Below are 24,452 nucleotides of genomic sequence, written 5' to 3' on the forward strand. Positions count from 1 at the left end.
TCCGGGTGAAAGCGGTTCAGACGATGCCGAAGGACGAGATCGCCCTTGCAAGATGGCGGTACCCCGCGACGTTCGCGCCGCGGCGGTAATCGGGGGTCTCGCCGGTTCCGGCCTCGCTGGTCACGGTCGCATGGATGTCGGCCATGATGCCGTGCAGCGCCTTGTCCACCTGATCCGCGTCGAGGAAGCGGCCATGCGCGTTCTGGCTCATCTCGAGGCCGGACACCGCGACGCCGCCCGCATTGGCCGCCTTGCCGGGCGCCTGAACGATGCCGGCCTTGTCGAGAACCGCGATGGCCTTGGCGGTGAGCGGCATGTTCGCGCCCTCGGCCAGCAGGGTCACGCCGCTGTCGACCACCATCTTCGCGGCGTCCTCGTCCATCTCGTTCTGGGTCGCGCAGGGCAGGGCGACATCCGCTTCGAAGCCCCAGGGCAGTGCGCCGTCGTGCCATGTCAGCCCGTAATCGCGGGGCGGCTCGGCGATGTCCTCGCCGGCGGCCTTGCGCTCGCGCACCCAGGCGACGGCGTCGCGGGAGAAGCCGTCCGGGGCGTGGAGCGTGCCCGAGGTGTCCGAGAGGGTGACAACGATGCCGCCCCGGTCGATGACCTTGTCGGCGGCGTGGGTCGAGACGTTCCCCTTGCCCGATATCGCCACGCGGGCGCCCTCGAGCGCGCGATCCTGTGCGGCCATCATGCAGTCGACGAAGTAGACGAGGCCGTATCCCGTCGCCTCGGTCCGCATGACGGAGCCGCCGAACGCCGGGCCCTTGCCGGTCAGCGCGCCGTGAAAGACGCCCTTCTGGCGCTTGTAGGCGCCGAAGAGCCAGCCGATCTCGCGCTGGCCGACGTTGATGTCGCCGGCGGGCACGTCGAGATCGGGGCCGATATGGGGGGCAAGCTCGGCCATGAAGGCCTGGGAGAAGCGCATGATCTCGGCCTCGGAACAGTCCGAGGGATCGAAGTCGGAGCCCCCCTTCGCGCCGCCGAGCGGCAGGCCGGTCAGCGCGTTCTTGAAGCACTGCTCGAAGGCGAGGAATTTCAGCACCGAGGGCGTGACCGACGGATGGAAGCGCAGGCCGCCCTTGTAAGGGCCGATGGCGTTCGACATCTGCACGCGCCAGCCGCGATTGATGCGGGTGCGGCCCTCGTCGTCCTCCCAGACCACGCGGAACTGGATCATCCGGTCGGGTTCGGTCAGGCGTTCGAGCACCCGGGCCTCGGCGAAGCCGGAATTGGCCTTCTCGACGGTCAGGACGTCTTCGGCCACTTCCTCGACCGCCTGGAGGAACTCGTCCTGTCCGTCATTGCGGGCGGTGACCGCCTCCATGAAAGTCTCGACCAGTGCGTCGCGTCGATCCATGTCGTGCTCCTTGAGATTTCCGGTGCCGTAGGGCGTCGGCGGAAAAACGCAGGAGTGCGCGGATCGGTCCGTTCACGACCTGGCGATGTAGCGATCGCGGCGATGGTTCACGGTGATGATGAGGTTGAGAATCACCGCGCCGAGGAGCGACCAGGCGACGATTTCCCAGGGGAAGAGGAAGAGCGCGACGGCGAAGACGCAGAGGTCGAAGGCGAGCTGCGTGTTGCCGGCCTTGATGCCGCGGGTGTCCTGCAGCCAGAGCGCGACGATCCCGACGCCGCCGAGGGTCGCGCCGTGCCGGAAGAGCCCCAGAAGGCCCATCCCCGCGCAGAGGCCGAAGAGCGCGGCGCCGACGGCGGGGTGCAGGGGCTCGACGGTCAGCACCAGGGGCATGAGGTCGGCCATCGCCGACATGGTCGTCACGGCGACGAAGTTCTTGACCGTGAAGCGCCAGCCCATCTGTTTGATGGCGAGCCAGTAGAAGGGCAGGTTCAGCACGAAGAAGGCAAGGCCGAAGGAGATCGCGGTCGGGTAGGAGATCACCAGCGCAAGGCCCGCGATCTGCCCGGTGATGAGATCCGAGGCGCGCAGGAACTGGATCGAGAGGGCCACGAGCGTGCAGCCGATCATCATTCCCTGCACGTCTTCGGAGATCGTGTGTCGGTCGGGCGGCGGCGTGTCGAGCAGGATCATGCGATGCGTTCTGGCCGCCGCGGCCCGGATTGCAAGGGAGAGCGCCGCGTCAGCGCGGCCTGCGGTGCGTCCGGATGCGCAATTGCCCAATCGGTGGGCATGGGGGCGTGCATGCCGGACGCTGGCGGCGCCCGGCATGACGCGTGTCAGGCGTTCAGCGCCCGGCTGAGGTTCTGGTCGATCTTGTCGAGGAAACCGGTCGTCGTCAGCCAGCCCTGGTCCGGCCCCACGAGGAGGGCGAGGTCCTTGGTCATGTGGCCGGCCTCGACCGTGTCCACGACGACCTTTTCCAGCATCTCGGCAAAGCTCTGCAGCTCGGCGTTGTCGTCTAGCTTGGCACGATGCTTGAGCCCGCCGGTCCAGGCGTAGATCGACGCCACCGAGTTGGTCGAGGTTTCCTCGCCGCGCTGGTGCTGGCGGTAATGGCGCGTCACCGTGCCGTGCGCCGCCTCGGCCTCGACGATGCCGCCGTCGGGCGTCATCAGCTGCGACGTCATGAGGCCGAGCGAGCCGAAGCCCTGCGCGACCGTGTCGGACTGGACGTCGCCGTCGTAGTTCTTGCAGGCCCAGACGAAACCGCCGTTCCACTTCATCGCGCAGGCGACCATGTCGTCGATCAGGCGGTGCTGGTAGTGGATGCCCTTGGCCTCGAACTTGTCCTTGAATTCCTCCTGGTAGACCTCCTCGAAAATCTCCATGAAGCGGCCGTCATAGGCCTTGAGGATTGTGTTCTTGGTCGACAGGAACACCGGCCAGCCGAGCGAGAGGCCGTAGTTCAGCGAGGCGCGGGCGAAGTCGCGGATCGAGTCGTCGAGGTTGTACATGCCCATGTAGACGCCCGCGGACGGCGCGTCGTAGACCTCTTTCTCGATCACGCTGCCGTCCTCGCCGACGAACTTCATCGTCAGCTTGCCCTTGCCGGGGAAGTGGAAGTCCGTGGCGCGGTACTGGTCGCCGAAGGCGTGGCGGCCGATCACGATCGGACGTGTCCAGCCGGGCACGAGGCGGGGCACGTTCTTGCAGATGATCGGGGCGCGGAAGACGACGCCGCCGAGGATGTTGCGGATCGTCCCGTTGGGGGAGCGCCACATCTTCTTGAGCCCGAACTCCTCGACCCGCGCCTCGTCGGGGGTGATCGTCGCGCATTTCACCGCGACGCCGACCTCCTTGGTCTTCTCCGCCGCGTCGATCGTGATCTGGTCGTCGGTGCGGTCGCGCTCGGTGATGCTCAGGTCGTAGTAGAGCAAATCGATGTCGAGATAGGGCTTGATCAGCTTCTGCTTGATGAAGTCCCAGATGATCCGGGTCATCTCGTCGCCATCCATCTCGACGATGGGGTTGTCGACCTTGATCTTGGTCATGGGGTGGCTCCCTTCGCCTCGTCGCCGTTGCGGCTGCCATAGCGAGGAAAGACGGGCGCGAAAAGACGGTATGCGATTGTATGCTGAAAATGACGCACGCCGCCGGGGATGTGCCCGGCGGCTGTGCAGGTCGGCTCGGTCAGGCGGCGGCAGGCGCCGCTTCGGTCTCGGCCTCGATCCGGCGCATGCCGCGCATGAGCGTGACGGCGAGAGCGGCCTCGACGAAGATCGCGCAGGCGAGCGGCAGGGGGGTGCCGTCGAACATCAGGCCCACCGGCACCGCGAGGATCACCGCCGCGACGGTCGAGATCGCGCCGATGAGGCTCGCGGCGAGGCCCGCGATATGGCCGAGAGGCTCCATCGCGATGGCGTTGAGGTTGCCGACCGAGAGACCGATCATGAAGAACACCGTCGCCTGCCAGATCACGAAGGTCGCGAAATAGGCGGTTTCGGGCAGGGAGATCAGCGACAGCAGGATCATCACGCCCGACGCGACGACCTGAAGCGAGAGGATCGTGGTGATGATCCGGCGCATGCCGAGCTTCACGACGATCCGCGCGTTGAGGAAGCTCGCGGCGCCGGCGCAGATGGCGACGGCCCCGAACCAGAGCGGAAACTCGTCGCCGCGGCCGAAGGTCATGTCGTAGACCTGCTGCACGCTCGACAGCATCGCGAACATGATGCCGAGGGTGAGCGATTGCACCAGAATGGAGAGGCGCACGATGGGATGGCCGAACATCTCGCGCGCGGCCTCGACGAGCGCTCCGAAGCGCAGCGGGCGGCGCGCCTCGGGCGGATGCGTCTCGGGAAGGCGCACGGTCAGCCAGACGGCCGAGATCACTGAGAAGAGGACGAAGGCTCCGAAGATGCCGCGCCAGCCGGCGAAGGCGATGATGACCGCCCCGAGGCTCGGCGCCAGCGCGGGCACGAGCGTGAAGACGACGAGCACGAAGGACATGATCCGCGCCATCTCGCGTCCCGAGACGAGGTCACGGATGATGGCGAGCGCCACGACACGGGGGCCGGCCGCGCCGAGGCCTTGCACGAGGCGGGCGGCGAGCAGGACCTCGAGGCTCTGCGCCTGCGCCGCGACGATGGCGGCCGTGATGTAGAGGGCGCAGCCCCCGAGCACGACCTTCTTGCGTCCGTAGGCATCCGACAGCGGCCCCGTCACGAAGGTGCCGAGCCCCATGCCGAGCACGAAGACGGTGAGGATCAGCTGCGCGGCGTTGACGTTCTCGGGGGTCAGCGCCTCGGCGATCTCAGGCAGGGCCGGGAGCATGGCATCGATCGAGAACGCGATGGTGGCGAACATCATCGCGATCAGTGCGACCAGCTCGCCGCGGCGGATGGGCAGGGAGGACATGGGGCAGGCTCGTCTTCTTGGGGTGAGGACGCATATAGCAGCCTCGCCTTTCGGAAACCACCGAGTATCCTTCAGGTTCCGCGCGCAGGGAAGTGTGCGCATAAGCGCAGGGTCTGAAATTTTGCCTTCGTATCAGTCGGATGGTGGGAGGGCCTCAGTGCGGCGCCGGGCGGGTCGCATGACCGCCCTGCACGAGCCGCATGGCTCAGGCCTCGGCGTTCGCCTTGAGTTCCGCGATGACCTTGGCCCAGAGGTCCGGCGGCTGCGCGCCCGGGACCGCGTGCTTGCCCGCGACGATGAAGGTCGGCACCCCGGACACGCCCATCTCGCGCGCCGCGCGGTCGCGGTCCATGATCTCCTGTCGGTCGGACTCGCTGTCGAGCAGCCTCATGATCACGCTGGCGTCGAGCTCGATCCCGTCGGCGATGTCGGCGAGCGTCTCGCGGTCGCCAATGTCGCGCCCGTCGTGGAAATAGGCCTTGAAGAGCGCCGAGACGGCCGCGGTCTGCCGCCCTTCGATCCCCGCCCAGTGGATCAGCCGGTGCGCGTCGAGCGTGTTCGGCGTGCGCCCGATCCTGTCGAAGGCGATGTCGAGGCCAAGCTCTTCGGATTGCTCGAGGATCGGCCGGTAGGCCTCCACCGCGCCGTCGGTGCCGCCGAACTTCTGCTCGAGATAGGCGCGGCGCTCCATGCCCTCTGCCGGCATCTCCGGGTTGAGCTGGAACGGGTGCCATTCGATCTCGAACGGATGGTTCGGGTCGTCCATCAGGGCGCGGTCGAGCTGCGCCTTGCCGATGTAGCACCACGGACAGATCGGGTCGGACAGGATGTCGAGCTTGACCATGGCGGCCTCCTCTGGGGTTTCGGGGGGATCTAGCAGAGCGGGGCGGGGATTGCACGTCACCGGGGCATTTGCGCCGCAAGGAGCCGCCGCAGGAGCTTGCCGTTGCCGCTTTTCGGCAGCGCGTCGAGGCGCACCCACATGCGGGGGCGCTTGTAGGCGGCGAGCCTCGGCTCCACCCAAGCGGTCAGGATGTCGTCGGCAAGCGGCTCCGGACCGGTCCAGAAGGCCGCGATGATCCGCACGCCGTCGCGGATCTCGACATCGGTGACGCCGACCTCCTCGACGCCGGGGTGATCGTGGATCGCCGCCTCGACCTCGAGCGGGGAGACCCGGAGCCCGCCCGCGTTCATCAGATCGTCCGCGCGGCCGAGGAACGAGATGGCGCCGGTGTGGTCCATCCGGCCCTGATCGCCGGTCAGGAACCATTCGCCGCGCATCTTCTCGGCGGTGGCGTCCGCGTCGCCGACATAGCCCAGCATGAGACCGGGGTCGGAGCGGTGGATCGCGATCTCTCCGGGCTCGCCGATCTCCGCGGGCCCGTCCGGGCCGAGGATCGCGACGCGCCGCCCCGGCTGAGGAGCGCCGAGCGTGCCCGGCGCGGCCCGGCGGCTCGGGGAGGAGGAGATGAAGGTCGAGCATTCCGACATCCCGTAGGCCTCGTAGATCTCGGTTCCGGTCGCCGCGCGCCATGCCTCGTGCACGGGGAGCGCCATCTTCTCGCCCGCCGAGAGCCCGTGCCGCAGTTTCGGCAGCGGCTTCACGTGATTTCTGAGCATCTGGCGGTAAACGCCTGGAGCGGCTGCGAAAAGGCTCGCCTCGTGGCGCGAGAGGAGGAGCGGCAACTTCGCGGGCGTCACACCTTCGGCGGGGATCAGCGCCGTCGCGCCCCGCGTCCAGGGATCGAGCAGGCCGGTGCCGAGCGTGTAGGTCCAGTTGAAGGCGCCCGCATGCAGGAGCCGGTCGGACGACCTCAGGCCGTACCAGCCGTCCATCATCATCTGCCGCGCCCAGACCGCGCGGTGCGCATGGCCGACGGCGCGCGGGGTGCCGGACGTGCCGGAGGTCATGACGATGTAGGCGAGGCGCTCGGGGTCGACCATCGCGTAATCCGCGGGGGGCAGATCGCGCCACGCCATCATGTCCGAGGTCTGGTACGTCGGCACGCCCGCGTCGCAGGAGGCCACGCCCGGGTCGCGCAGGATGGCCGCGGGGGCGAGCTGGTCCACGATCTTTTGCACCTCGGGCGCGGTCAGCTGCGCGGAGGTGGGCACGGGCACGAGGCCGGCGGCGATCGCGCCGAGGAAGGCGAGCGGGAATTCGATTGTGTTGCCAAGCCGCAGAAGGACCCTGTCTCCCGGGCCGAGGCCTTGGGCGAGCAGCCCCGAGGCGGTGCCCAGCACGGCGGCCTCGAGACGGCCGTAGCTCCAGCGCTCGGCGCCCGTCGGCGCGACGATGGCGAGGGCGATCTTGGCCGGATCCGGATCCGAAGCTCGCAGCACGTGGGCTGCGAGGTTGAAGGGCGCGGGGCAGGGCGGCGGCGGCCCGTCGTCGAAGATCGCTGGCATGGGACCGAGTTAGCTCGCGCGCGGCCGTTCTTGCAAGCGACCCCGGCGCTGCGTATCACCAAGCGTCATGACAAGCCGCGATCCCCAGAGCCTCATCCGCATCGCCCGCGAGGCCGGCCCCGCCGAGGAGGGCGAGCCGCTGAACCTCGGCGAGCGCGTGCGCGAGCTGCGCAAGGCGCGCGACTGGACGCTCGAACAGGCGGCGCGGCAGGCGGGGCTCGCCCGCTCGACCCTGTCGAAGATCGAGAACGGGCAGATGTCGCCCACCTACGATGCGCTGAAGAAGCTCGCCATCGGGCTCGAGATCTCGGTGCCGCAGCTCTTCACGCCGCCGACCCGCGACAAGGTGAACGGTCGGCTCTCGGTCACCAAGGACGGCGCGGGCGTGCCGCAGGCGACCGCGACCTACGAGCACACGCTTCTGGGCGAGACCCTCACCAAGAAGCAGATGCTGCCCTACCGGGCGCGGGTGCGGGCCCGGTCGATGGACGAGTTCGACGGCTGGGTGCGGCATGACGGCGAGGAATTCCTCTACGTCCTGACCGGCGTGATCCGGCTCTACACCGAGTTCTACGAGCCGATCGAGATGCGCCGCGGAGACAGCGCCTATTACGACGCCACGATGGGGCACAACGTCATCTCGGTCAGTGACGACGACGCCACCATCCTCTGGGTCACCTCGCTGGTCTGAGCCCGGGGACGCTGCCCCCAGGGGCACGGACAACAGGATAGTGCGACTTTCGGTCACCGGGGTGAGCGCGGCCCAAAAATATGGCGCATCGTCGCTGCAATGTGAAACTCTTTTGAGGAGAGTGTCGCTTCGCATTGTCAGCTAGGGGTTGCGTGGTACGGTCGCCGCGATATTCCCCAGACGAGAGACGCGCATGAACTTCGTGTCAATTTCCCTCGATGACCTCGTGGCGTTTCAGTCGTTCAAGGCGCATTATGCGGGGATACTGCACACCCCCAACATCGAGCGCCTGAGCACGCTGGGCTCGAGCTTCGACAACGCGTTCTCGCAGGTGGCGAAGTGCAACCCGTCGCGCACCTCGGTGCTCACCGGACAGCGGCCGGAGCAGACCGGCGTGCTCGACAACAACGTGAACTGGTACGATCTGGTCGATGTCACCAAGACGCTGCCGCATGTCCTGGCTGATAGCGGCTTCGCGACCACCGTGCTCGGGAAGGTCTACCACAACAGCGACATCATCCCCGGAGCCGAGAACTTTCCGTTCACCCTGGCCGCCGACAAGAGCTACTGGAACGGCGGTTTCGGATCGACCTTCGACAGCGGCGTCCTCGAGGTGCCGGAAGAGCTGCACGGCGACTACATCAACACCACCGACGCCATCGAGGTGGTCGAGGGCTGGGCCCCGGGAGAGGACAACGCGCTCTTTCTCGGCATCTACCGGCCGCATTCCACGCATGCCGTGCCGCAGGAATATTTCGATCTCTATCCGCTCGAGGATATCGAGGTCCCGTTCACGGTGGAGGACGATCTAGACGACGTGCCGGCGTTCATGCGCGACCTCGTGCAGGAATGGTACCACTCCGACATCACGGACGCGGGTTACTGGGCGAAGAAGATCCAGGCCTATTTCGCAAGCGTCTCGTTCGCCGATGCGCAGCTCGGCCGCCTTCTCGACTCGCTCGAGGCGCAGGGGGTGATGGACGAGACCGTCATCATGATGTGGAGCGATCACGGCTATCACCTGGGAGAGAAGGACGCCTGGCACAAGTTCACCTTGTGGGAGGAGGCGGCGCGGGCGCCGCTGGTGATCTACGATCCGAACGCCTCGGGCGCGAACAGGGTCGTGGACACGCCCGTCGAATTGCTCGACATCATGCCGACCGCGCTGGATCTGCTGGGCCTCGACACCGGCCTTCAACTCGACGGCCGGTCGCTCTCGGCGTTCCTGAACGGCGACGACCCGGGGCAGTCCGGTCAGGCCTTCACGTCGATGTACGGAAGCCTCTCGCTGCGCACCAACGACTACCGACTGACCGTCTACGAGGACGACAGCCTCGAACTCTACGATGTGGTTGGAGATCCGCGGCAGATCGTGAACCTCGCCTCGGATCCGGCGTATGGGGATGTCGTGCAGGATCTGCTCGGTCGCATGCAGGATTACGAGGAAGAGAACGGCTGGGTGCGGGCGGGAACCTCGATCGACCTCTCGGACGATGCAACAGCCCGGTCGGTGATCTTCACCGCCGATGATGTCGAGGTCGTGGGCCCGGGCGGGGACACCACCTACTTCCTGAACGGGTCCGGCCAGACGATCGTCGAGGCGGCGGATGGAGGGATCGACACGGTCTATTTTCGTGGCGATCTGGCGCTTCCGGACAATGTCGAGAACGCTGTCGGTAAGGAAAAGACGCCTGCCAACAGATCCGAGGTGATCGGCAATTCCAGCGACAATTTCATCAGCTACGCCAAGATCGCGCGCGGCCGCGACGGGAGGGACGAAATCCACCTCCCTGCGGCGGGCACGGCCTACGGGGGCGGCGACAGCGACAGCATCTACGGATCGGGGAGAGGCGATTACATCCACGGGGGCGCGGATCGCGACTATCTCTTCGGAGCGAACGGCGACGACACCCTGGTCGGGGGCTTCGGCGATGACATTCTGAGAGGACAGGGCGGCTTCGATACCGCCAGCTACCGATACGCGGACGGTCCGGTCACGGTCGATCTCGAGTCGGGGCTGGGGTGGTTCGGAACCGACGAGGATCGGCTCTTCGGGATCGAGGCGATCGAGGATAGCCGGCAGGACGATCTTCTTTCAGGCGACAACCGGGCGAACGGCTTCCACGTGTCGACCGGTGACGACAGCATCGACGGCCGCGGGGGCATCGACACGGTCACCCTTGGTGCGCCGTTCGGCAACGTGGCCTCGGCGTGGGAACGTCCCGACGGGCGGGTGTCGGTCTCACTGATCTCGAAAGGAGAGCGGTCGAGCCTGCTGCTGACAGACATCGAACGTATGGCGGACCTCTCCGGAGACGTGCTGGACATGGAGGACTTTCTGGCGCGCTACGGGACGCGGCCGGAGGACGAGAGCCCGTTCGACTTCACCGGCGACGGCGCATCGGACCTCCTCGTGCAGGACCGGGAGACTGGAGAGATGGCAGTCTTCGACGGCATCACGATCGGGAGCACGGCGATCCCGGCGGTCGGCGCGTTCCTCGCCACGGTCGATCTCGACGGCGACGGGGTACGCGAGATCGCGTATCGCTCGGCGCCAGACACCGTGACGGTGACCGACATGCAGGGCAACAGGACGGCCACGTTCGGCGCGATGGACGAACGCGAGATCCTCGCCTTCGCGGATTTCGACGGTGACGGTCGCGACGAGACGCTGATGAGGCATACGAACTCGGGCGGAGTGTTCTGGATCGAGGCGAGCGGGACGGGCATCGGTTTCGGTGCAAAGCCCTCCGGCATCGCTGCGATCGGCGACTTCAACGGGTCCGGAACGGCCGACATCCTCTGGCGCGACGCATCGGGGCAGCTGAGGTCCAACGACGGGGCTGACGGCGGTTTCATAGCCCGGTACGAGGGCGGCGGGGACGGCACGCCCGTCGCCGTGGGTGATCTCGACGGTGATGGCGAGGAGGAGATCGTGATGTCGGACCCCGTGACGAACGAGATGTCCGTCCTCTCCCGAGGCAGCATTCCGCGGGTCGTGGCGGAGGCCGGAGGAGGCACGTTTCAGGGACTGGCCGATACCGACGGCGACGGCGCGACGGATATGGTTGTCAGAACGTCTGACGGACGGTTCGTCGCTCTCGATCACCGCGGTGTCGAGGTGTCGGATTTCGGCCTCCGGCCGGTGCACGAGGCGGTGGCCATTGCGGATTTCGACGCCGATGGGGCAGCCGATCTGCTCTTCCGGCACATGCCGACGGGCGGCGTCTTCGCGGTGAGTGGCGACGGGGAGGCGATCACGGGCTTCGGGTCCAAGGAAGAGGGCGCGTTCCTCGCCGCAGGCGATCTGAACGGCAACGGCACGGAGGATCTTCTGTTCCTCACGCCCGCAGGGCGGGTCAGCGCCAACGATGGGACGGGCGGCTTCATCGGACATTACGAGCTCGACGTGACGCAGCTCCTCCTGGATTACGAGGAGTCCGATTTGGGCCTTCTCGGCGAACCCGACTACTATGACTTCTGGAGCATCGCGAGCCCCGCGGGCTGACGCCGCGGGGCACCGTCGTCGTCGAAAGCCTCAGACCGTGTAGACGGCCCCGAGCTCCACCACGAGAGGGTGGTCCGAGACATCGACGGAGACGCTGTCGGCGTTCTCGAACGTCTCGATCGGCGCGCTTCCCTGCATCGGATCGTAGATCGCCACGCTCGAATAGACCGCACCCAGATCGAGAGTGACGGTGAGCGTCTCGGCCTCGATTTCCTCGAGGCTCGCGCGGTCCCAGATCACGTCCTCGCGCCAGATGATGATATCGGTTTCGTCTGCCGCCTCCTGGATCGCAAAGCTCCGGGTATTCGCGTCACCGCCGGTCAGCTCGTAATCGGTGCCGGCGGTGGGCTCGAAGTCCGGATCGACGCCGTCGCTGAGGATCGTGGTCAGGGCCTGCAACGCGACCGCCGCCTCCTTGGCCGTGCCGTCGGAGGTGAAGAGACCGAAATTGTTCTGCGGCGCCCTCGGATCGCCGGTCGTCCGGTCGAAGAGCTCGTAGAGGAAGACCTCCTCGACCCCCTGCAGATAGGAATCCATGAGCGCGTTGAGCGTCAGCTTCGCTTGTACTGTCTCATTTACCGCGATCGGGTGACCTTTGATCATGACCGTCGGGTACCCGATTTCGGTGATCATCGCGGGGCTGTCCGAATCGATGAGCTCGGCGTTCTCCAGCCGGTTCATGATGTCGTAGAATGGGACGAGCCGGGTGTTGGTGTAGATGTGCGAGTTCGTGAAATCCGACGAGGCGGAGAGGTCGCCGAACCCCTCGTAATTCTCCGCATCCCGGCCGAAGAAGACCGAGAGGTTGATCACCGAAGTGTCCTGCAGGTTCGGATCTGACTTGATCGCGTCGTAGAGGAACTGCTGATAGGCGGCGGCCGCCGTCTTGCCCGAGCCGCCCTCGAAGTCGAAATCGAGATTGCCGACCTCGTTCAGCCCTTCGATGGCGCGCACGCTACCCGGGTTCCGGATCTCGAAGGAGTCGAAATAGGCCAGGTACTGGTCCATGAGCTCCTGCCCGAATTGCGGGAAGAAGTTGCGCACGGTGAACGTGAAGTCGTAGCCCATGTCGGCCAGCTGTTCGTAGCTGTTTCCCGGGTCGAGATTCTGCCGGACCGGCGCGCCCGTGCGAATGTGATCGAAGCCGATGAAATCCATCGCGCTGTCGATGAGAGAGACGGTGGTGTCCTCGTAGAAATTCGCGTCGATATGGACGTTGATCGCGAGGAAATCGAGGAACTCCGCGGCGGCGAGGCGCGAGGTGTCCGTGATCTCGTAGGTTTTTGGGGGGACCAAGGAGCCGTCCAGAGACAGGCCGCCTTCTCCGATCAGCTGCTCGAGGTTCACGAAGTTCGATGCCTTCAAGGTCGCGGCCTCCCGGAACGAAGCAGGGCCCGCGCTGCCGTCGGCATCGATCTCGACGATCGAATCGCCACGGCCGTAATTGAACGTCACGCGGACGAAGTCCGAGATCTCGTCCAGCGCGGGATCGAAGCCGGGGAGCAGCTTGCCGAGGTCGATCCTGTCGCCCTGATCGGTGTCGAAATCGTAGATGATGTCGGAGCCTGCCCCGAGAACGAAGGTGTCCGCACCGCCGTTGCCGTAGAGATCGTTGACTCCCGCGCCGCCGTAGAGGACGTCGCGTCCCGCGCCGCCGCGCAATTCGTCCCGTTCGGTTCCGCCGCGCAGCGTGTCGTCTCCGTCGCCGCCGGTGATGAAGTCGCGTCCGGCGTGCCCGGACAGGATGTCGTTGCCGCTGTGGCCGAAGAGGGAGTCGTTGCCGTTGCCGCCGCGCCCCTCGTCATTGCCGGGACCCCCGTGCAGCAGGTCGTGCCCGTCGCCGCCGGCCAGGAAATCGTCTCCGTTCTGACCGTAGAGAAGATCCGGGCCTCCGTCGCCGCGCAGGGTGTCCGCGCCATCGCCGCCGCGGAGCTCGTCGGGATTGTCGCCGCCCAGAAGCAGATCGCGGCCGCCATTGCCGACAAGAAGATCGCCGCCGTCATGGCCCGCCAGGGTATCGTCTCCGTCGCCGCCGTAGAGCTCGTCCGAGCGTGCGCCGCCCACAAGGGAGTCGTCGCCATCGGCGCCGTAGATCGTGTCCTTCCCCTCGGACCCGTAGACCGTGTCCGCGCCGTCGTCGCCGTAGATCAGGTCGTTGTCGGCGCCGCCGTCGATCTCGTCGTCGCCCCAGCCGCCGAGGATCTCGTCGGCGCCGGTCCCGCCGATGATCATGTCGTTGCCGGCATTGCCCTGCAGCGTGTCGTTGCCGTCATCGCCGAAGAGCGTGTCGTTGCCGTCTTCACCCGAGAGATCGTCGTTGCCGGCCCCGCCGATCAGGCGGTCGGCGCCGGTTCCGCCAATCAGCGTGTCGCGATCGTTCCCGCCATCGAGAATGTCGTTGTCCGCGCCACCTTCGAGAAGGTCGTTGCCGGCTTCGCCGAGAAGCACGTCATCGCCGTCGCCCCCCAGCAGGGTATCGCCAAGGAGACCGCCGGAGAGCGTGTCGTCATCCGCCCCTCCCACCAGCAGATCCCGTCCGTCTTCGCCGAAGATCTCGTCCATCCCGATATAGCCGTAGAGAACGTTGTTCCGGGCATTCCCGCGCAGCGTGTCGTCACCGTCGGTGCCGAAGAACTCGATAGCATCGTCGCTCGTGACCATTTTCAGTAGCTCCGGTCTGGTATTCGGTTTCTGCACTCGGTGGCGGGCATGGCGCGATCGACATCCTCGGATCCGCCTGCACTTCGCGTTTAGCGCGAGTCCTCCGCAAAGGACAGGGCAGGGAAGGATGCCGAGCGAGCAATCGCTCGCAGCCCGCCGTCCTGCGCAATTCTGAGGCAGTGCCGATGATCGATGCGGCGCATGCATGCGCCTCGGCCCCGTGGTGGCGATGAATCATATCCTGTCTACAAAGGAAAATTCGGGCTTTGAACGATGGATTCTCCGACTTTTCTGCTGCCTTGCGGTCGAATGCGGCAACCGCTGCATCCGGTCGCGTTCGCAGGGCAATGCTGCGGAAGACCCGGCATATTCCGAAATTTCCTCTGGACACCGACGTAACCAAGGGTTGTGTATGGCGCTGACTCGGCACGGCGCCGTTCGGGCGCTGTCGTCTCATGCCCTTCGGGTTCCAATCCCCCTGATCCCGTCTCCAGGGAAGTTAAGCGGACTGATGACGCCACCACCAAACAACCTTCCCCTCGGCTCGTCTTCTACGAGTGGCGCTTCCGGTTTCGGCAGGGACGACCCGTCCAGGGTGGATATCGGCGCGCTTGCGCTGATGGTCTGGCGCAACATCGGCACGCTTGCCGCCGCGGTGGCCGTCGCCGTTCTGCTCGGCGCCGTCTACGCGTTTCTGATCGCGACCCCGCTCTACCGCACCTCCGCCAGCATGGTGCTGGACGCGGGCAGCTCCGATGTCGTGAGCCAGAGCGGCGTTCCGGCCGAGGCGCGCGCGTCGGAAGCAATCCTGGCCACCAAGGCGGCCCTGATCCGCAGCCGTCCCGTCCTGGGACAGGTCGTCGATCAGCTGAACCTGATGGACGATCCCGAATTCAACGAGAACGCCGCGATCCACACCGAAGCGAGCGATCCGGAAGAGCGCGCGAACATCGCGGCACGTGACCGCCCGGCGACCGTTCAGGCGCTGGAGGAGGCGGTCAACCTGCGCAACGTGCCCGGGACGCTCATCGTCGATGTCGCCGTCACGACGCGCGATCCCGCGAAGTCCCAGGACATCGTGAACACGCTGGTCGATACCTATCTCGAAGAGCAGGTCGCGGTCCGGAGGGCCGACGCGCAGGACGTCATCGAGCGGCTGTCGGACCGCCTCTCGGATCTTCAGGCCCAGCTCGGAGAGACGGAGACACGGATCGAAGCCTTCCAGTTCAGCGGCGATCCGGAAACGCGCTCTGCCGAGACGGTGGAGCTCGAACGTCTGGCGGGGGAGGCGGAGGCGACGCGCGAGATGTCGCAATTCATGCTCACCCGGCTGAAGGAGACGGCAGCGCGGCAAAGCCTTCTCCGCCCGGATGCCCGCGTGGTGTCCTACGCGACGATGCCGCAGAACGCCGTCGCGCCGCGGAAGAAGCTGATCGTCTTCTTCGCCGCCCTCTTCGGCGGCATGGCCGGGCTTGCGGCAGTCTATCTGCGCGACTCCCTTCGCGGGGGTCTTCACAGCCCGCGCGAGCTCGAACATGCGGCGAGGACTGCGCTCTTCGGCGTGACGCCCAAGGTCGCCTCGTCGCGGCTCGGGCCCGTGCGGGCAGCGCTGAAAGGGCTTCAGGATCCGGTCTATGCCACCGCAATCGAGGATATCCGGACCACCCTGGCGTCCCGTCCCGGCGCCTCCGGCACGCAGATCATTGCCGTCACCTCGGCGCGGGCCGGCGAAGGCAAGACTGTGCTTGCGAGTTCCCTGGCCGCGAGTTTCGGGAGCGGCGGACGTCAGGTCCTGTTGATCGATGCCGACATGCGCAGCCGGGGGGCAAGCGTGGACCTCGCGCCGGAGGCCGAGCGCGGCCTGGTCGCGCTCTGCCACGGCACGGAGCGGCTCGCGCACGCCATCCTTCACGACGCGGCTTACGGCTTCGACTTCCTGCCGTGCGAAGACGCGCCGTCCAACGCCGTGGATCTTCTGAGCTCACCCGAATTGGCCGAAATCCTCGCCGAGGCACGCAGCCGCTACGACCTCGTCATCGTGGACATGCCCTCGGTTCTGCCGGCCCCGGACGTGAGGGTCATGGGTCATCTGGTGGATGTCCTGGTGTTTCTCGCTCGGCACGACAAGACGCCGGCGCGCGCGATAGATGACGCGCTCGTCGTGCTCGAGCGGGCAGGGCTCGCGCCCAGTGGCACCGTGATGTCGCAGATGCCGCGGCGCCGTCTGGCGCGTCGGAACCCTCGCGTGGCGGGGCGCGCCCTAAGGCGGTCCAGCGGACCGACCCGCATGCCGGACAAGGAGCTTCACCCGCGTCCGGCAGAGTGACGGGGGCGACGACGCAGCGCCTAAGCTGCCCGTCGCCGCGCGAGCATCTCCCCGTAGAGGTCGAGCAGCCGGCGGCGATGCGCGTCGGGGCCGAGCCTCTGGCGGAGGGGGAGCGGATCGAAGGTGGGAACGTCGTCGATCCGGGTCAACGCATCCGCGAGCGCATCGACGGTCGGCTGCCGGTAGACGAGGCCGTTTTCGCCATGCTCCACACATTCGCGCGCCGCACTCCACGTGCCGCAGATGACCGGCACTCCGCGCATCAAGGCCTCGATGGGGACAAGGGGCTGGCCCTCGTACCACAGGCTCGGGAAGACCAGCGCCCGCGCCCGGCCCAGTGCCTCCTGGACCGCTTCGGGAGGTTGCCATCCAAGGATCTCCGCCTCGGGATTGAGGCGCCGCACCGTCTCGCTCTGCTCACCATCGCCCAGAAACATCGCGCGGACGCCGGCCCGGCGCGCAGCCTCCGCGAACTGCGCCGCGCCCTTTTCCTGCGACAGCCTGCCTACAAACAGGAAGATGTCGTTCTGCCGAGGATCGACCGGAGGCAGCTCGGGCGCGTCCACCGGGTTTGGGACGTGGTGGAGACGGACCTTTCGCCCCAGATGCGGCGTCATGACCTCGCGCTGAAGCTCGGAGATGTAGGCGACGTCGGTGAGGCCGCCCGGCAATTGCCCCGGACCCCATGTCGCGACCTGCCGCGTCACGCGCCATCCCTTGTGCAACATATGCCGGGCGTCGCAATTCGTTGCGAGACACGAGGCCCCGAGTGGGCGCCGCGTGCAGATTTCCTGCTTGCGGTAATCGTAGAAGCCACCGTTCGGACAGGCGAGAAAATACTCGTGCATCGTGAACAGAACCGGCATCGGCGCATTGGCCAGGACCGGTCCGATGGCCGGTGAGAGGCCCTTTGCGTAGCCGTGGCAATGAATGACGGTGTCGGTCGGATCGAGCCCGTCGATCACCGCCGTGAGCCTCTTGGCCGCTTCCCCGTTCCAGATGCCGCGGCGCATGGCACGCAGCCGGTTCGGATCGTCGAGGATCGTGGGCTGGTCGAGGCAGATGACCGAAATCCGCTTGTGCTCCAGCCGGCGCGAGACCGGCCCGCAAGCGGCGAAGAAGGTGACTTGGACACCCGCATCGGCAAGCATCCGCGCACTGTCCAACGCAACCTTTGCCTGACCGCCGTTTATGTCGGCAAAGTCGCCCACGATGAGAACATGGGACGGTGAATCGAGGTCGTGCGGGGGCGCCGGAAGGGGAGGCGAGAGCGGCATGGCCTCCGCACGAGGTGCGTCGTCGGTAGCCGCCGGGCGGCTCGCTTCTTCTGTCACAATTCTTCTGCCTTGATCATGATACCGGGGTGAAGGAGGCACATACGCCACCTCCGCGAGCTGGCGTGTCGATCCTCGAGTTCGCATAGCACCGAACGCCTCCGAACGATAGCAAATACACAAGTATAAGTTGAATACGTTGGGGGCGCCGTGAGTCTGCCCTCGCGCTGAAGGCGCGCCCGGCGTCGATGCGACGAAAGACGCCAACGGTAAAGAACCACGGTGCGCCGCAGCAATCAATACCACAACCAGAAGAGGAAGCTGGCGCTTTAGATAGCATCGAGCGGCAGAAAGTTCCATTCTTGTGCAGTATGTTGACAAGGCTGGTGGCGTGCATTGACGCCGAGCGCATCCAACCTACAGACTAGCCGGAAGACGATGGGGCGCCTGGTGCGACTCGTTTCTTTCGTCCCGTCCTCGCTCAATAAGTTAACATTTCGTTATCCCCGAGGCACAATTTTTAGGAGAGTGCGGCTATGGCACTTTTGTCTCGCGTTAACCATTGTGCCTTGCGTGAGAATCGATCTACTAACGGGTGAGTTGCGATATTTGGCCTCGTTCTGAGGTTGTCTTGGACGAAACCTGACGTCGGGAAGACCCATGCATCTGGATACCCTTGAACAACAGCGCCTGGAGCGATCCGCGGCACCCTTGGGCGGTGTCGCAAAAAGGTCCTTCGACATCGGCTTCGCCATTCTGGCGATCCTCGCCTTTTCGGGGGTGATGCTTGTGGTGGCCGTGATCACCAAGCTTTGCAGCCCGGGCCCGATCTTCTTCGTGCATGAGCGGGTGGGGCATGGCGGACGGACGTTCGCATGCCTGAAGTTCCGTACGATGGTCGTCGACGCCGATGAGCGCCTCAAGGAGCATCTGCGCGACAATATCGCCGCGCGACGGGAGTTCGAAGCGGACAGCAAGCTGAAGAACGACCCGCGGATCATTCCGGTGGTCGGCAAGCTTTTGCGGTCAACCAGCCTCGACGAGGTTCCGCAATTCTTCAACGTGCTGGTGGGGCACATGAGCATCGTGGGTCCACGCCCGATCACGCGCGCCGAGCTGGAGCGCTATGACACCGCCAAGAGCGATTACCTCGCCACGCGCCCGGGTATCACGGGTCTCTGGCAGGTGTCCGGACGCAGCAACATCAGCTTCGATCGGCGCGTCAAGATCGACGCCACCTATGTTCGGCACTGGTCGTTCCGGCAGGATCTCGAGATCGTGTGCAAGACGCCGCGGGCGGTGATGTGGCGCGATGGCGCGTGCTGATGCGCCCGCGTGGGACCGAATTCTCGGCGGTCCGGGGTCAGCTTCGGCCTTCGTGCCGCGGTTCGTGGCGGGCCGGCACGACATGGCGCGCCTCCTCGTCGCCTTTGAAGGTGTCCATCAGCGCGATCAGCCCGACGGCGATCGGCGCGGTCGCGAAAAAGATGACCACGCCCACCCATATGGCTGTGCCGAACACCAACGGCGCTGACACCGCCGCGACGAGCGCGAGCAGGGGGAGTCCGAGCAATAGCCCGCGAATCTTTCCGTTCATACTCTTGCCGCCTCCAACACCTTCTAACCTTCGAACCTATCACACGGGCCCGCGGAACATGAACCGTGCCCTCGTGCCAACAGCCTAATTGAGGCAAAAATGCGGATCCTTCACATTTGCGAGACGGCAAAGGGCGGCGTCGGGACGTATATCGGCCTTTTCGGCGAATTTTCCGCGGATCTGGCCCGATCCACCGTGGTCGCGCCCGCTCCGCATGTCTCGCAAGTCGGGACGAAGGTTGAGGTCGTTCCTTACTCTTACCCGAGCCGCGGCATCCGCGCGCTCTCCTCCATGATCCGGGCGACATTGAGCGTCCGCCGGCGCATCGAGCCCGATGTCTACTTCTTTCACAGCACATTTTCCCTCGTGGCGCTTCTGCTGCTGCGCCTCGGTTTCGACTCGCGCACCGCGATCTTCTGCTCGCATGGGTGGGCCTGCAGCCGCTACGAGGAAGGCAGCTGGAAGCGGCGCATCGTGCAATCCGTGGAAGGCACGCTCTGCGGGCTTGCCGATGTCGTCGTCAATGTCTCCGAGGGCGAACGCGCCCTGGCGGAGAAGGGCGGGTACCGCGGCAAACATGTCGTCCTCGAGAATGCGGTGCCCGAGCCGCTGGACGGCGCCCCGCACGTTGCGCCCGAGAGGGGCACGCCGAGCCGTGCGATCCGCCTTCTGTTCGTCGGACGGCTGGACCGTCAGAAGGGCCTCGACCTTCTACTGGAGGCGTGGCGTGCGATCGGCTCCCAACGCAAGGACCTCGAACTGCACGTGGTCGGCGCGAGCGTCAACAACGATGCGACCCTGGCCGAGCTGCCGCCCCGCGTCCGCCTCCACGGATGGATCGATCGGGCCGACATCGATGCCTGGTACCGGTCGGCGGACGCGATGGTGGTTCCGTCGCGATGGGAGGGTCTGCCGCTGGTGGTGCCCGAGGCGCTCCGCAACGGGACCCCCGTTCTCGTGAGCGATCGCAGCGGCATGCCGGGGCTGATCGAAGAGGGTAAGACCGGCCACAGCTACCCGCTGTCGAGCCAGGGCATCCGAACCTGCCTCGAAGGCCTCGATCTCGACGCGTTGCGCGGCATGCGGCCGAATTGCCGTGAGGCCTACGAGAGGCGCTTCAGCCTCGAGAGGTTCCGGAAGGGGTTCGCGTCCATTCTGGCGGATCTCGCGCCGGTCGCCCCTCAGAAATCTGCCCGGAAGGTGCACGGGTGATGGAGACGGAACGCTTGCCGAACCTCTTCGTCGCCGGGGTGCCAAAGGCCGGCACGAGCTCCATCCATACCTGGCTCTCGCATCACGACGATGCGGTCGGCTCGCGCGACAAGGAGACCTACTTTTTCGTCGATCCCGGCACGCACATGTACCGGAGCGACTTCAACGTCGAGAACGGCCTCGCCGGGTACGAGACGCAGTTTCCGGTCGACCCCGGAAGCCACCCCTCGGTGATCTTCGAGTCGACGCCGAGCTATCTCTACAGCGCGGCGGCGCTCGAGCACATTCCGGATCTGCCCACGCGCCCGCGCTGCCTCTTTGTGGTGCGCGAGCCGTCATCGCAGATCTTTTCGCTCTTCTCGTACTTCCAGGGCAACTGGAACTGGGTTCCGCCCGAGATGAGCTTTCGCGACTTTCTGGCGGCGGTCCGGGGGCGCAGTCACGATTTCCAAGGCAACGAACTGGCACGCGATGCCCTGGGCAATGCCGCCTATGTGCATCACCTCGAACGCTGGCGTGCGAGACTGGGGGACGAGCGCATGATGGTTGTGACATTCGACGAGCTCGCACGCGATCCGCGTCTGCTCATGCGCCGGATTGCGGAATTGGCGGGGCTCGATCCATCCTTCTACGACAGCTATGATTTCCGGACCGAGAACGAGAGTTACGCGCCGCGCAGCCAGAAGCTGCAATCCGTGAATGTCGCATTGCGGAGCCGGCTGCCGAAAGGCCGCCTTTATCGCGCGCTGCGCCATGCCTACAGGGCGCTCAACACGCGCAAGGCCGACGGCCCAGATGCGGCCGACCGGGCGGCACTGGCCGAGCTCCGGGGCGAGTACCAGGAGTCGAACCGCAAACTCGCCCGGACTTTCGGCGTCAATCTCGATGCGTGGGTCTGAATGGTGGAGCGTGTGACAAACGGCACCCGGTTCCTAGCGACAGGCGCAGTCTCGCGTGGAAACGTGGGATTGGTCGATCGGACGAAGTCGGTCCTCGCGGCGGTCAACGACAGGCTCATGCCGCAGCGCGTGGTCTTTCACCACGTGCCCAAATGCGGCGGCACCTCGGTGGGGCGGGCCCTGCGGAAGCGGTTCATCCTCAGCCAGGCGACGGTCGTGCCCGAGTCCAGCTTTCGCGCCTTCGAGGCCTTCACCGGGCGCACGGACCGCGAGGCCATGCTGGTGGATGTGCTCGATCTGCGAGAGCAGATGCTGCTCTACTATCTGTTCGAGGATGTGCGGTGCGTGTCGTTGCACGTGCGCTTTTCGAACACCGCATACGATCTCTTCCAAGAGCGGTACAAGTTCGTCACCATCCTGCGGGAGCCGGTGGCGCGCTTCGTGTCGCACTACTTCTGGAGCTATCGGAAGGCCGGTGCCCACGCCCGCATCGACGAGGATTTCGAGAGGTTCCTCGAGACGCCGCGCGCGCGCCGTCTCGGCGCGTCCTATGTCGAGTACTTCTCGGGCCTGCCCAAGGAGGAGGACGTGACGACGTCGCGCGCCATCTCCCTGGCGATCGAGAACCTCCGGCGCATGGACGTGGTCGGCCGGCTCGACGATCTCGACGAGTTCCGGCGCAGGATGCACGAGGAGCTCGGCGTTCGGGTCAAGATCGGACACGAGAACAAGATGCGTCAGCCCGCCTCGCGCAAGTCGGAAGTCGTGACGCCCGAATTGACGGAGAAGGTCCGGGAGCTGTGCGCGCCGGACATCGCCGTCTGGGAGGCGATGCATGGCTGATCCGTCCGTCTTCGTGCTCGGGGCGCAGAAATCCGGTACCACGACGGTGGCGGACCTTCTGGCCGCACAGCCGGAGGTCTTCGTCCCGTCCATCAAGGAAACGTATTTCTTCTGCGACGAAACGCTGTGGGAGAAGGGCATCGACTGGTACCGGCAGGAATTCTACGGCTCCGGCCCGGCGCAGGAGGCGCGCCTGTGCTGCGATGCGACCCCCTTCTACCTCGCCTCCGACGCGGCGCTCGAGAGGCTCGCAGCCTATACCGGACCCGAGGCGCGCTTTGTCGTCGTGCTGCGCGATCCGGTGGCACGGGCCTATTCCGCCTACTGGCATCAGCGGCGCCTCGGAAACGAGGACCTGTCCTTCGAGGCCGCCCTCGAGGCCGAGCCCGCGCGGATCGCCGCGGCCCGCGCGGAGGGTGGTCGGTGGTGGCGCCATGCCTATGCGGAGGCCGGCCGGTATTCGGGGCAACTCGAACGGGCCTTCGACCTGCTCGGGCGCGACCGCATCCTCATCCTCTCCCAGCCCGACCTGCGGGATGCGCGCCAGCTCGAACAGAGGCTCCGCGAGCATCTGGGCCTGCCGCCGCGCAGCTCTTCGGGCTCCGGCGCTCTGCAGGCCAACAGGGCGTCGATGCCGCGCTCCCAGGCCCTGCAGAGATTCGTCACGGGCCGGAACCCGATCAAGCAGGTTGCGCGGAAGGTTCTGCCGCGGGAGCTGCGCACGCGGATCGGTCGGACGATCCTGAAGAGCAACCTCAAGGCGCAGAGCTACCCTCCGATGCGGCCGGAAACGCAGGCCCGCCTGCAGGAGATGTTCGCCGCCGATATCGCGGCACTCTCCGCGCTCGGCGTCGATGCGGATCCGTGGAAAAGGGCAGGGTAGGGGCATGGCGACCGTGGCACCCGCGCTCTCTCTGAGGTCGAACCTCGCGTTCGGCCTCTTCGGAAACGTGATCTTCGCCATCACGCAATGGGCGATCGTCGCCGTGGTCGCCCGGCTCGGCACTCCCGAAGAAGTGGGGGCCGTGACCATCGCCACGGCGCTGGCGACGCCCTTGTTCATGCTGGCGGCGATGTCCATGCGCGAGGGCCATTCCGTCGACGATCTGACCGAATTCGGGCGCGACGACTACTTCGCGCTGCAATTCTTCAACGGGCTCTTTGCCGCCGCGGTCGTGCTCGCGCTGGTGGCCATCCTCTACAGCGACGCCGGCACTCTGGTGCAGACCTCGACGATCGCGTTCACGCTGGTGAAGTTCGTCGGCAACCAGGCGAACATGCATTTCGGGATCTTCCAGCGCGAGCAGCGGCTCGACTTCATCGCTATCGCCTACATCACCCGCGGCATCGCCGGACTGGCGGCCTTCGGCGTGGTGTTCTGGGCCACCGGCGTCCTCTGGCAGGCCTTCTGCGCGGAAGCTCTGGCATGGCTCTTGGTCCTGCTGACGGTCGACCGCCGGCTTCTGGCACGGTTGGATGTGACGGGCCGCCTCACCGGGATATTTCGCGCCGATCCGAGAAAGCTGATGCGCCTGTTCCTGTGGATGGCGCCCCTCGGCATCGCCGGGTTCCTGACCAATGCCTCCGCAAGCGCGCCGCGGCTCGTGCTCGACCGTTATGTCGACCTCGCCGCCGTCGGGGTCTTCGGAGCGATCACCTATATCGGCACGGCAAGCCAGCAGGTCATCAATTCGATCGGCTCGGCCTCCGCCTCGCGCCTCAGGCGTCTTGTAAGGACAGGCAATTCGCGGGGCTTCATGAAGCTTTCCGCGAAGCTCGTGGCGCTATCGGGCGGGCTCGGGGTGCTGCTCGTGATCGCCGTGGCCTTTGCGGGAGAGGCCATCCTGACAATCCTTTACGGCGCGGATTACGCGAACGTCACGCTCTTCGGCATCGTGGCGGTCTATATCGCGCTGCGGATGGCCTTCGCGCCGCTCCAGTTCTCGCTTTCGGCCGGGCACGCCTACTGGAATCGCCTCTTCGTCAGTGCCGCGGGCTTCGTGGCGACCTTGGGGGTCGCGCTTGCGCTCGTCCCGCGCATGGGGGCCGAAGGGGCGGCCTGGGCGCTTGTCGCCGGAGCGGTGATGCGCACCTTGCTTCTCCTCGTCTTCTTCCGGCGCCTGGCGCTGTCGGTGGGTCAGGCAGCGGCCGTCGGAGACGTCGCTGCCGGAGAACGGGCATGAGCACCGGCTCTGTCCTCTCGCACCGGTCCGGCCGATGCCGGAGAGCGGGGCGGCCATGATGGTCGGTCT

General features: G+C 66.1%; 18 protein-coding genes. 9 read left to right on the forward strand and 9 right to left on the reverse strand.

The genetic code is table 11. The features are described 5' to 3' along the window. Positions 1 to 16: 16 nt before the first annotated feature. The 6 genes from gdhA to OCH239_RS01205 form a co-directional block, all read right to left on the reverse strand. On the reverse strand, positions 17 to 1,360 hold the full coding sequence (gene gdhA / locus OCH239_RS01180) for an NADP-specific glutamate dehydrogenase (RefSeq protein WP_037257458.1): 1,344 nt from the start codon (positions 1,358 to 1,360) through the stop codon (positions 17 to 19). Positions 1,361 to 1,432: 72 nt separating this feature from the next. Further along, positions 1,433 to 2,053 carry a YitT family protein gene (locus tag OCH239_RS01185; RefSeq protein ID WP_037257461.1) on the reverse strand — a complete coding sequence of 207 codons (621 nt, stop codon included), beginning with the start codon at positions 2,051 to 2,053 and terminating at the stop codon, positions 1,433 to 1,435. Positions 2,054 to 2,199: 146 nt separating this feature from the next. Continuing rightward, positions 2,200 to 3,414, reverse strand: a complete 1,215-nt coding sequence (locus tag OCH239_RS01190) for an NADP-dependent isocitrate dehydrogenase (protein ID WP_037257464.1) — start codon at positions 3,412 to 3,414, stop codon at positions 2,200 to 2,202. Between the two features lie 139 nt (positions 3,415 to 3,553). Beyond that, positions 3,554 to 4,780, reverse strand: coding sequence for a multidrug effflux MFS transporter (locus OCH239_RS01195; RefSeq protein ID WP_037257467.1), 1,227 nt, complete (start codon positions 4,778 to 4,780; stop codon positions 3,554 to 3,556). Between the two features lie 205 nt (positions 4,781 to 4,985). Next, entirely contained in the window at positions 4,986 to 5,624 is a 639-nt protein-coding gene (locus OCH239_RS01200) for a DsbA family oxidoreductase (RefSeq protein WP_037257471.1), read from the reverse strand. Between the two features lie 56 nt (positions 5,625 to 5,680). After that, positions 5,681 to 7,189, reverse strand: coding sequence for a class I adenylate-forming enzyme family protein (locus tag OCH239_RS01205; RefSeq protein ID WP_037257473.1), 1,509 nt, complete (start codon positions 7,187 to 7,189; stop codon positions 5,681 to 5,683). Between the two features lie 67 nt (positions 7,190 to 7,256). Between OCH239_RS01205 and OCH239_RS01210 the strand changes: the two genes are divergently transcribed. Beyond that, positions 7,257 to 7,880: a helix-turn-helix domain-containing protein gene (locus OCH239_RS01210; protein WP_037257475.1), complete on the forward strand. Its 624-nt coding sequence runs from the start codon at positions 7,257 to 7,259 to the stop codon at positions 7,878 to 7,880. Between the two features lie 193 nt (positions 7,881 to 8,073). After that, positions 8,074 to 11,388 (forward strand): sulfatase-like hydrolase/transferase, encoded by a 3,315-nt coding sequence (locus OCH239_RS01215; protein WP_037257476.1) that lies wholly within the window; start codon positions 8,074 to 8,076, stop codon positions 11,386 to 11,388. 30 nt (positions 11,389 to 11,418) lie between these two features. Here OCH239_RS01215 and OCH239_RS21590 read toward each other — a convergent pair whose 3' ends face one another. Further along, entirely contained in the window at positions 11,419 to 14,049 is a 2,631-nt protein-coding gene (locus OCH239_RS21590; RefSeq protein ID WP_051489118.1) for a calcium-binding protein, read from the reverse strand. A gap of 511 nt (positions 14,050 to 14,560) precedes the next feature. Here OCH239_RS21590 and OCH239_RS01225 point away from each other — a divergent pair. Further along, positions 14,561 to 16,375: a polysaccharide biosynthesis tyrosine autokinase gene (locus OCH239_RS01225; protein WP_162149972.1), complete on the forward strand. Its 1,815-nt coding sequence runs from the start codon at positions 14,561 to 14,563 to the stop codon at positions 16,373 to 16,375. A gap of 20 nt (positions 16,376 to 16,395) precedes the next feature. Here the strand turns inward: OCH239_RS01225 and OCH239_RS01230 are convergent, their stop codons facing one another. Further along, a complete protein-coding gene (locus OCH239_RS01230) occupies positions 16,396 to 18,009 on the reverse strand; it encodes a glycosyltransferase (RefSeq protein ID WP_084782015.1) in 1,614 nt (537 codons plus the stop codon). 300 nt (positions 18,010 to 18,309) lie between these two features. Between OCH239_RS01230 and OCH239_RS01235 the strand changes: the two genes are divergently transcribed. Then, the gene (locus tag OCH239_RS01235) at positions 18,310 to 18,975 is read left to right on the forward strand and encodes a sugar transferase (protein ID WP_037257482.1); all 666 of its coding nucleotides are present in this window, start codon (positions 18,310 to 18,312) and stop codon (positions 18,973 to 18,975) included. 37 nt (positions 18,976 to 19,012) lie between these two features. On the opposite strand, the gene OCH239_RS01240 is transcribed toward OCH239_RS01235, so the two are convergent. Further along, the gene (locus OCH239_RS01240) at positions 19,013 to 19,246 is read right to left on the reverse strand and encodes a hypothetical protein (RefSeq protein ID WP_037257485.1); all 234 of its coding nucleotides are present in this window, start codon (positions 19,244 to 19,246) and stop codon (positions 19,013 to 19,015) included. Between the two features lie 99 nt (positions 19,247 to 19,345). On the opposite strand from OCH239_RS01240, the gene OCH239_RS01245 reads away from it, so the two are divergent. From OCH239_RS01245 to OCH239_RS01265, 5 genes are all read left to right on the forward strand, one after another. Beyond that, positions 19,346 to 20,458, forward strand: a complete 1,113-nt coding sequence (locus OCH239_RS01245) for a glycosyltransferase family 4 protein (protein WP_037257488.1) — start codon at positions 19,346 to 19,348, stop codon at positions 20,456 to 20,458. Further along, a complete protein-coding gene (locus tag OCH239_RS01250; protein WP_037257495.1) occupies positions 20,458 to 21,357 on the forward strand; it encodes a sulfotransferase family protein in 900 nt (299 codons plus the stop codon). The genes OCH239_RS01245 and OCH239_RS01250 overlap by 1 nt, the downstream gene beginning before the upstream one ends. Positions 21,358 to 21,426: 69 nt before the next feature. Next, the gene (locus OCH239_RS01255) at positions 21,427 to 22,200 is read left to right on the forward strand and encodes a sulfotransferase family 2 domain-containing protein (protein WP_037257497.1); all 774 of its coding nucleotides are present in this window, start codon (positions 21,427 to 21,429) and stop codon (positions 22,198 to 22,200) included. Next, positions 22,193 to 23,083 (forward strand): sulfotransferase family protein, encoded by an 891-nt coding sequence (locus OCH239_RS01260; RefSeq protein WP_037257500.1) that lies wholly within the window; start codon positions 22,193 to 22,195, stop codon positions 23,081 to 23,083. The genes OCH239_RS01255 and OCH239_RS01260 overlap by 8 nt, the downstream gene beginning before the upstream one ends. Before the next feature lie 4 nt (positions 23,084 to 23,087). Beyond that, the gene (locus OCH239_RS01265) at positions 23,088 to 24,383 is read left to right on the forward strand and encodes a lipopolysaccharide biosynthesis protein (protein ID WP_037257502.1); all 1,296 of its coding nucleotides are present in this window, start codon (positions 23,088 to 23,090) and stop codon (positions 24,381 to 24,383) included. The last annotated feature ends 69 nt before the right edge of the window (positions 24,384 to 24,452 follow it).

It is taken from the genome of Roseivivax halodurans JCM 10272 (assembly GCF_000521785.1).
GTDB classification, from domain to species: Bacteria; Pseudomonadota; Alphaproteobacteria; order Rhodobacterales; family Rhodobacteraceae; genus Roseivivax; species Roseivivax halodurans.

Coding starts and splice junctions, on each gene's coding strand:
- OCH239_RS01265 (WP_037257502.1), top strand. CDS start 23,088: ATGGCGACCGTGGCACCCGCGCTCTCTCTGAGGTCGAACCTCGCGTTC.
- OCH239_RS01225 (WP_162149972.1), top strand. CDS start 14,561: ATGACGCCACCACCAAACAACCTTCCCCTCGGCTCGTCTTCTACGAGT.
- OCH239_RS01260 (WP_037257500.1), top strand. CDS start 22,193: ATGGCTGATCCGTCCGTCTTCGTGCTCGGGGCGCAGAAATCCGGTACC.
- OCH239_RS01185 (WP_037257461.1), bottom strand. CDS start 2,053: ATGATCCTGCTCGACACGCCGCCGCCCGACCGACACACGATCTCCGAA.
- OCH239_RS21590 (WP_051489118.1), bottom strand. CDS start 14,049: ATGGTCACGAGCGACGATGCTATCGAGTTCTTCGGCACCGACGGTGAC.
- gdhA (WP_037257458.1), bottom strand. CDS start 1,360: ATGGATCGACGCGACGCACTGGTCGAGACTTTCATGGAGGCGGTCACC.
- OCH239_RS01250 (WP_037257495.1), top strand. CDS start 20,458: ATGGAGACGGAACGCTTGCCGAACCTCTTCGTCGCCGGGGTGCCAAAG.
- OCH239_RS01230 (WP_084782015.1), bottom strand. CDS start 18,009: ATGGAACTTTCTGCCGCTCGATGCTATCTAAAGCGCCAGCTTCCTCTT.
- OCH239_RS01245 (WP_037257488.1), top strand. CDS start 19,346: ATGCGGATCCTTCACATTTGCGAGACGGCAAAGGGCGGCGTCGGGACG.
- OCH239_RS01235 (WP_037257482.1), top strand. CDS start 18,310: ATGCATCTGGATACCCTTGAACAACAGCGCCTGGAGCGATCCGCGGCA.
- OCH239_RS01190 (WP_037257464.1), bottom strand. CDS start 3,414: ATGACCAAGATCAAGGTCGACAACCCCATCGTCGAGATGGATGGCGAC.
- OCH239_RS01205 (WP_037257473.1), bottom strand. CDS start 7,189: ATGCCAGCGATCTTCGACGACGGGCCGCCGCCGCCCTGCCCCGCGCCC.
- OCH239_RS01215 (WP_037257476.1), top strand. CDS start 8,074: ATGAACTTCGTGTCAATTTCCCTCGATGACCTCGTGGCGTTTCAGTCG.
- OCH239_RS01200 (WP_037257471.1), bottom strand. CDS start 5,624: ATGGTCAAGCTCGACATCCTGTCCGACCCGATCTGTCCGTGGTGCTAC.
- OCH239_RS01195 (WP_037257467.1), bottom strand. CDS start 4,780: ATGTCCTCCCTGCCCATCCGCCGCGGCGAGCTGGTCGCACTGATCGCG.
- OCH239_RS01210 (WP_037257475.1), top strand. CDS start 7,257: ATGACAAGCCGCGATCCCCAGAGCCTCATCCGCATCGCCCGCGAGGCC.
- OCH239_RS01240 (WP_037257485.1), bottom strand. CDS start 19,246: ATGAACGGAAAGATTCGCGGGCTATTGCTCGGACTCCCCCTGCTCGCG.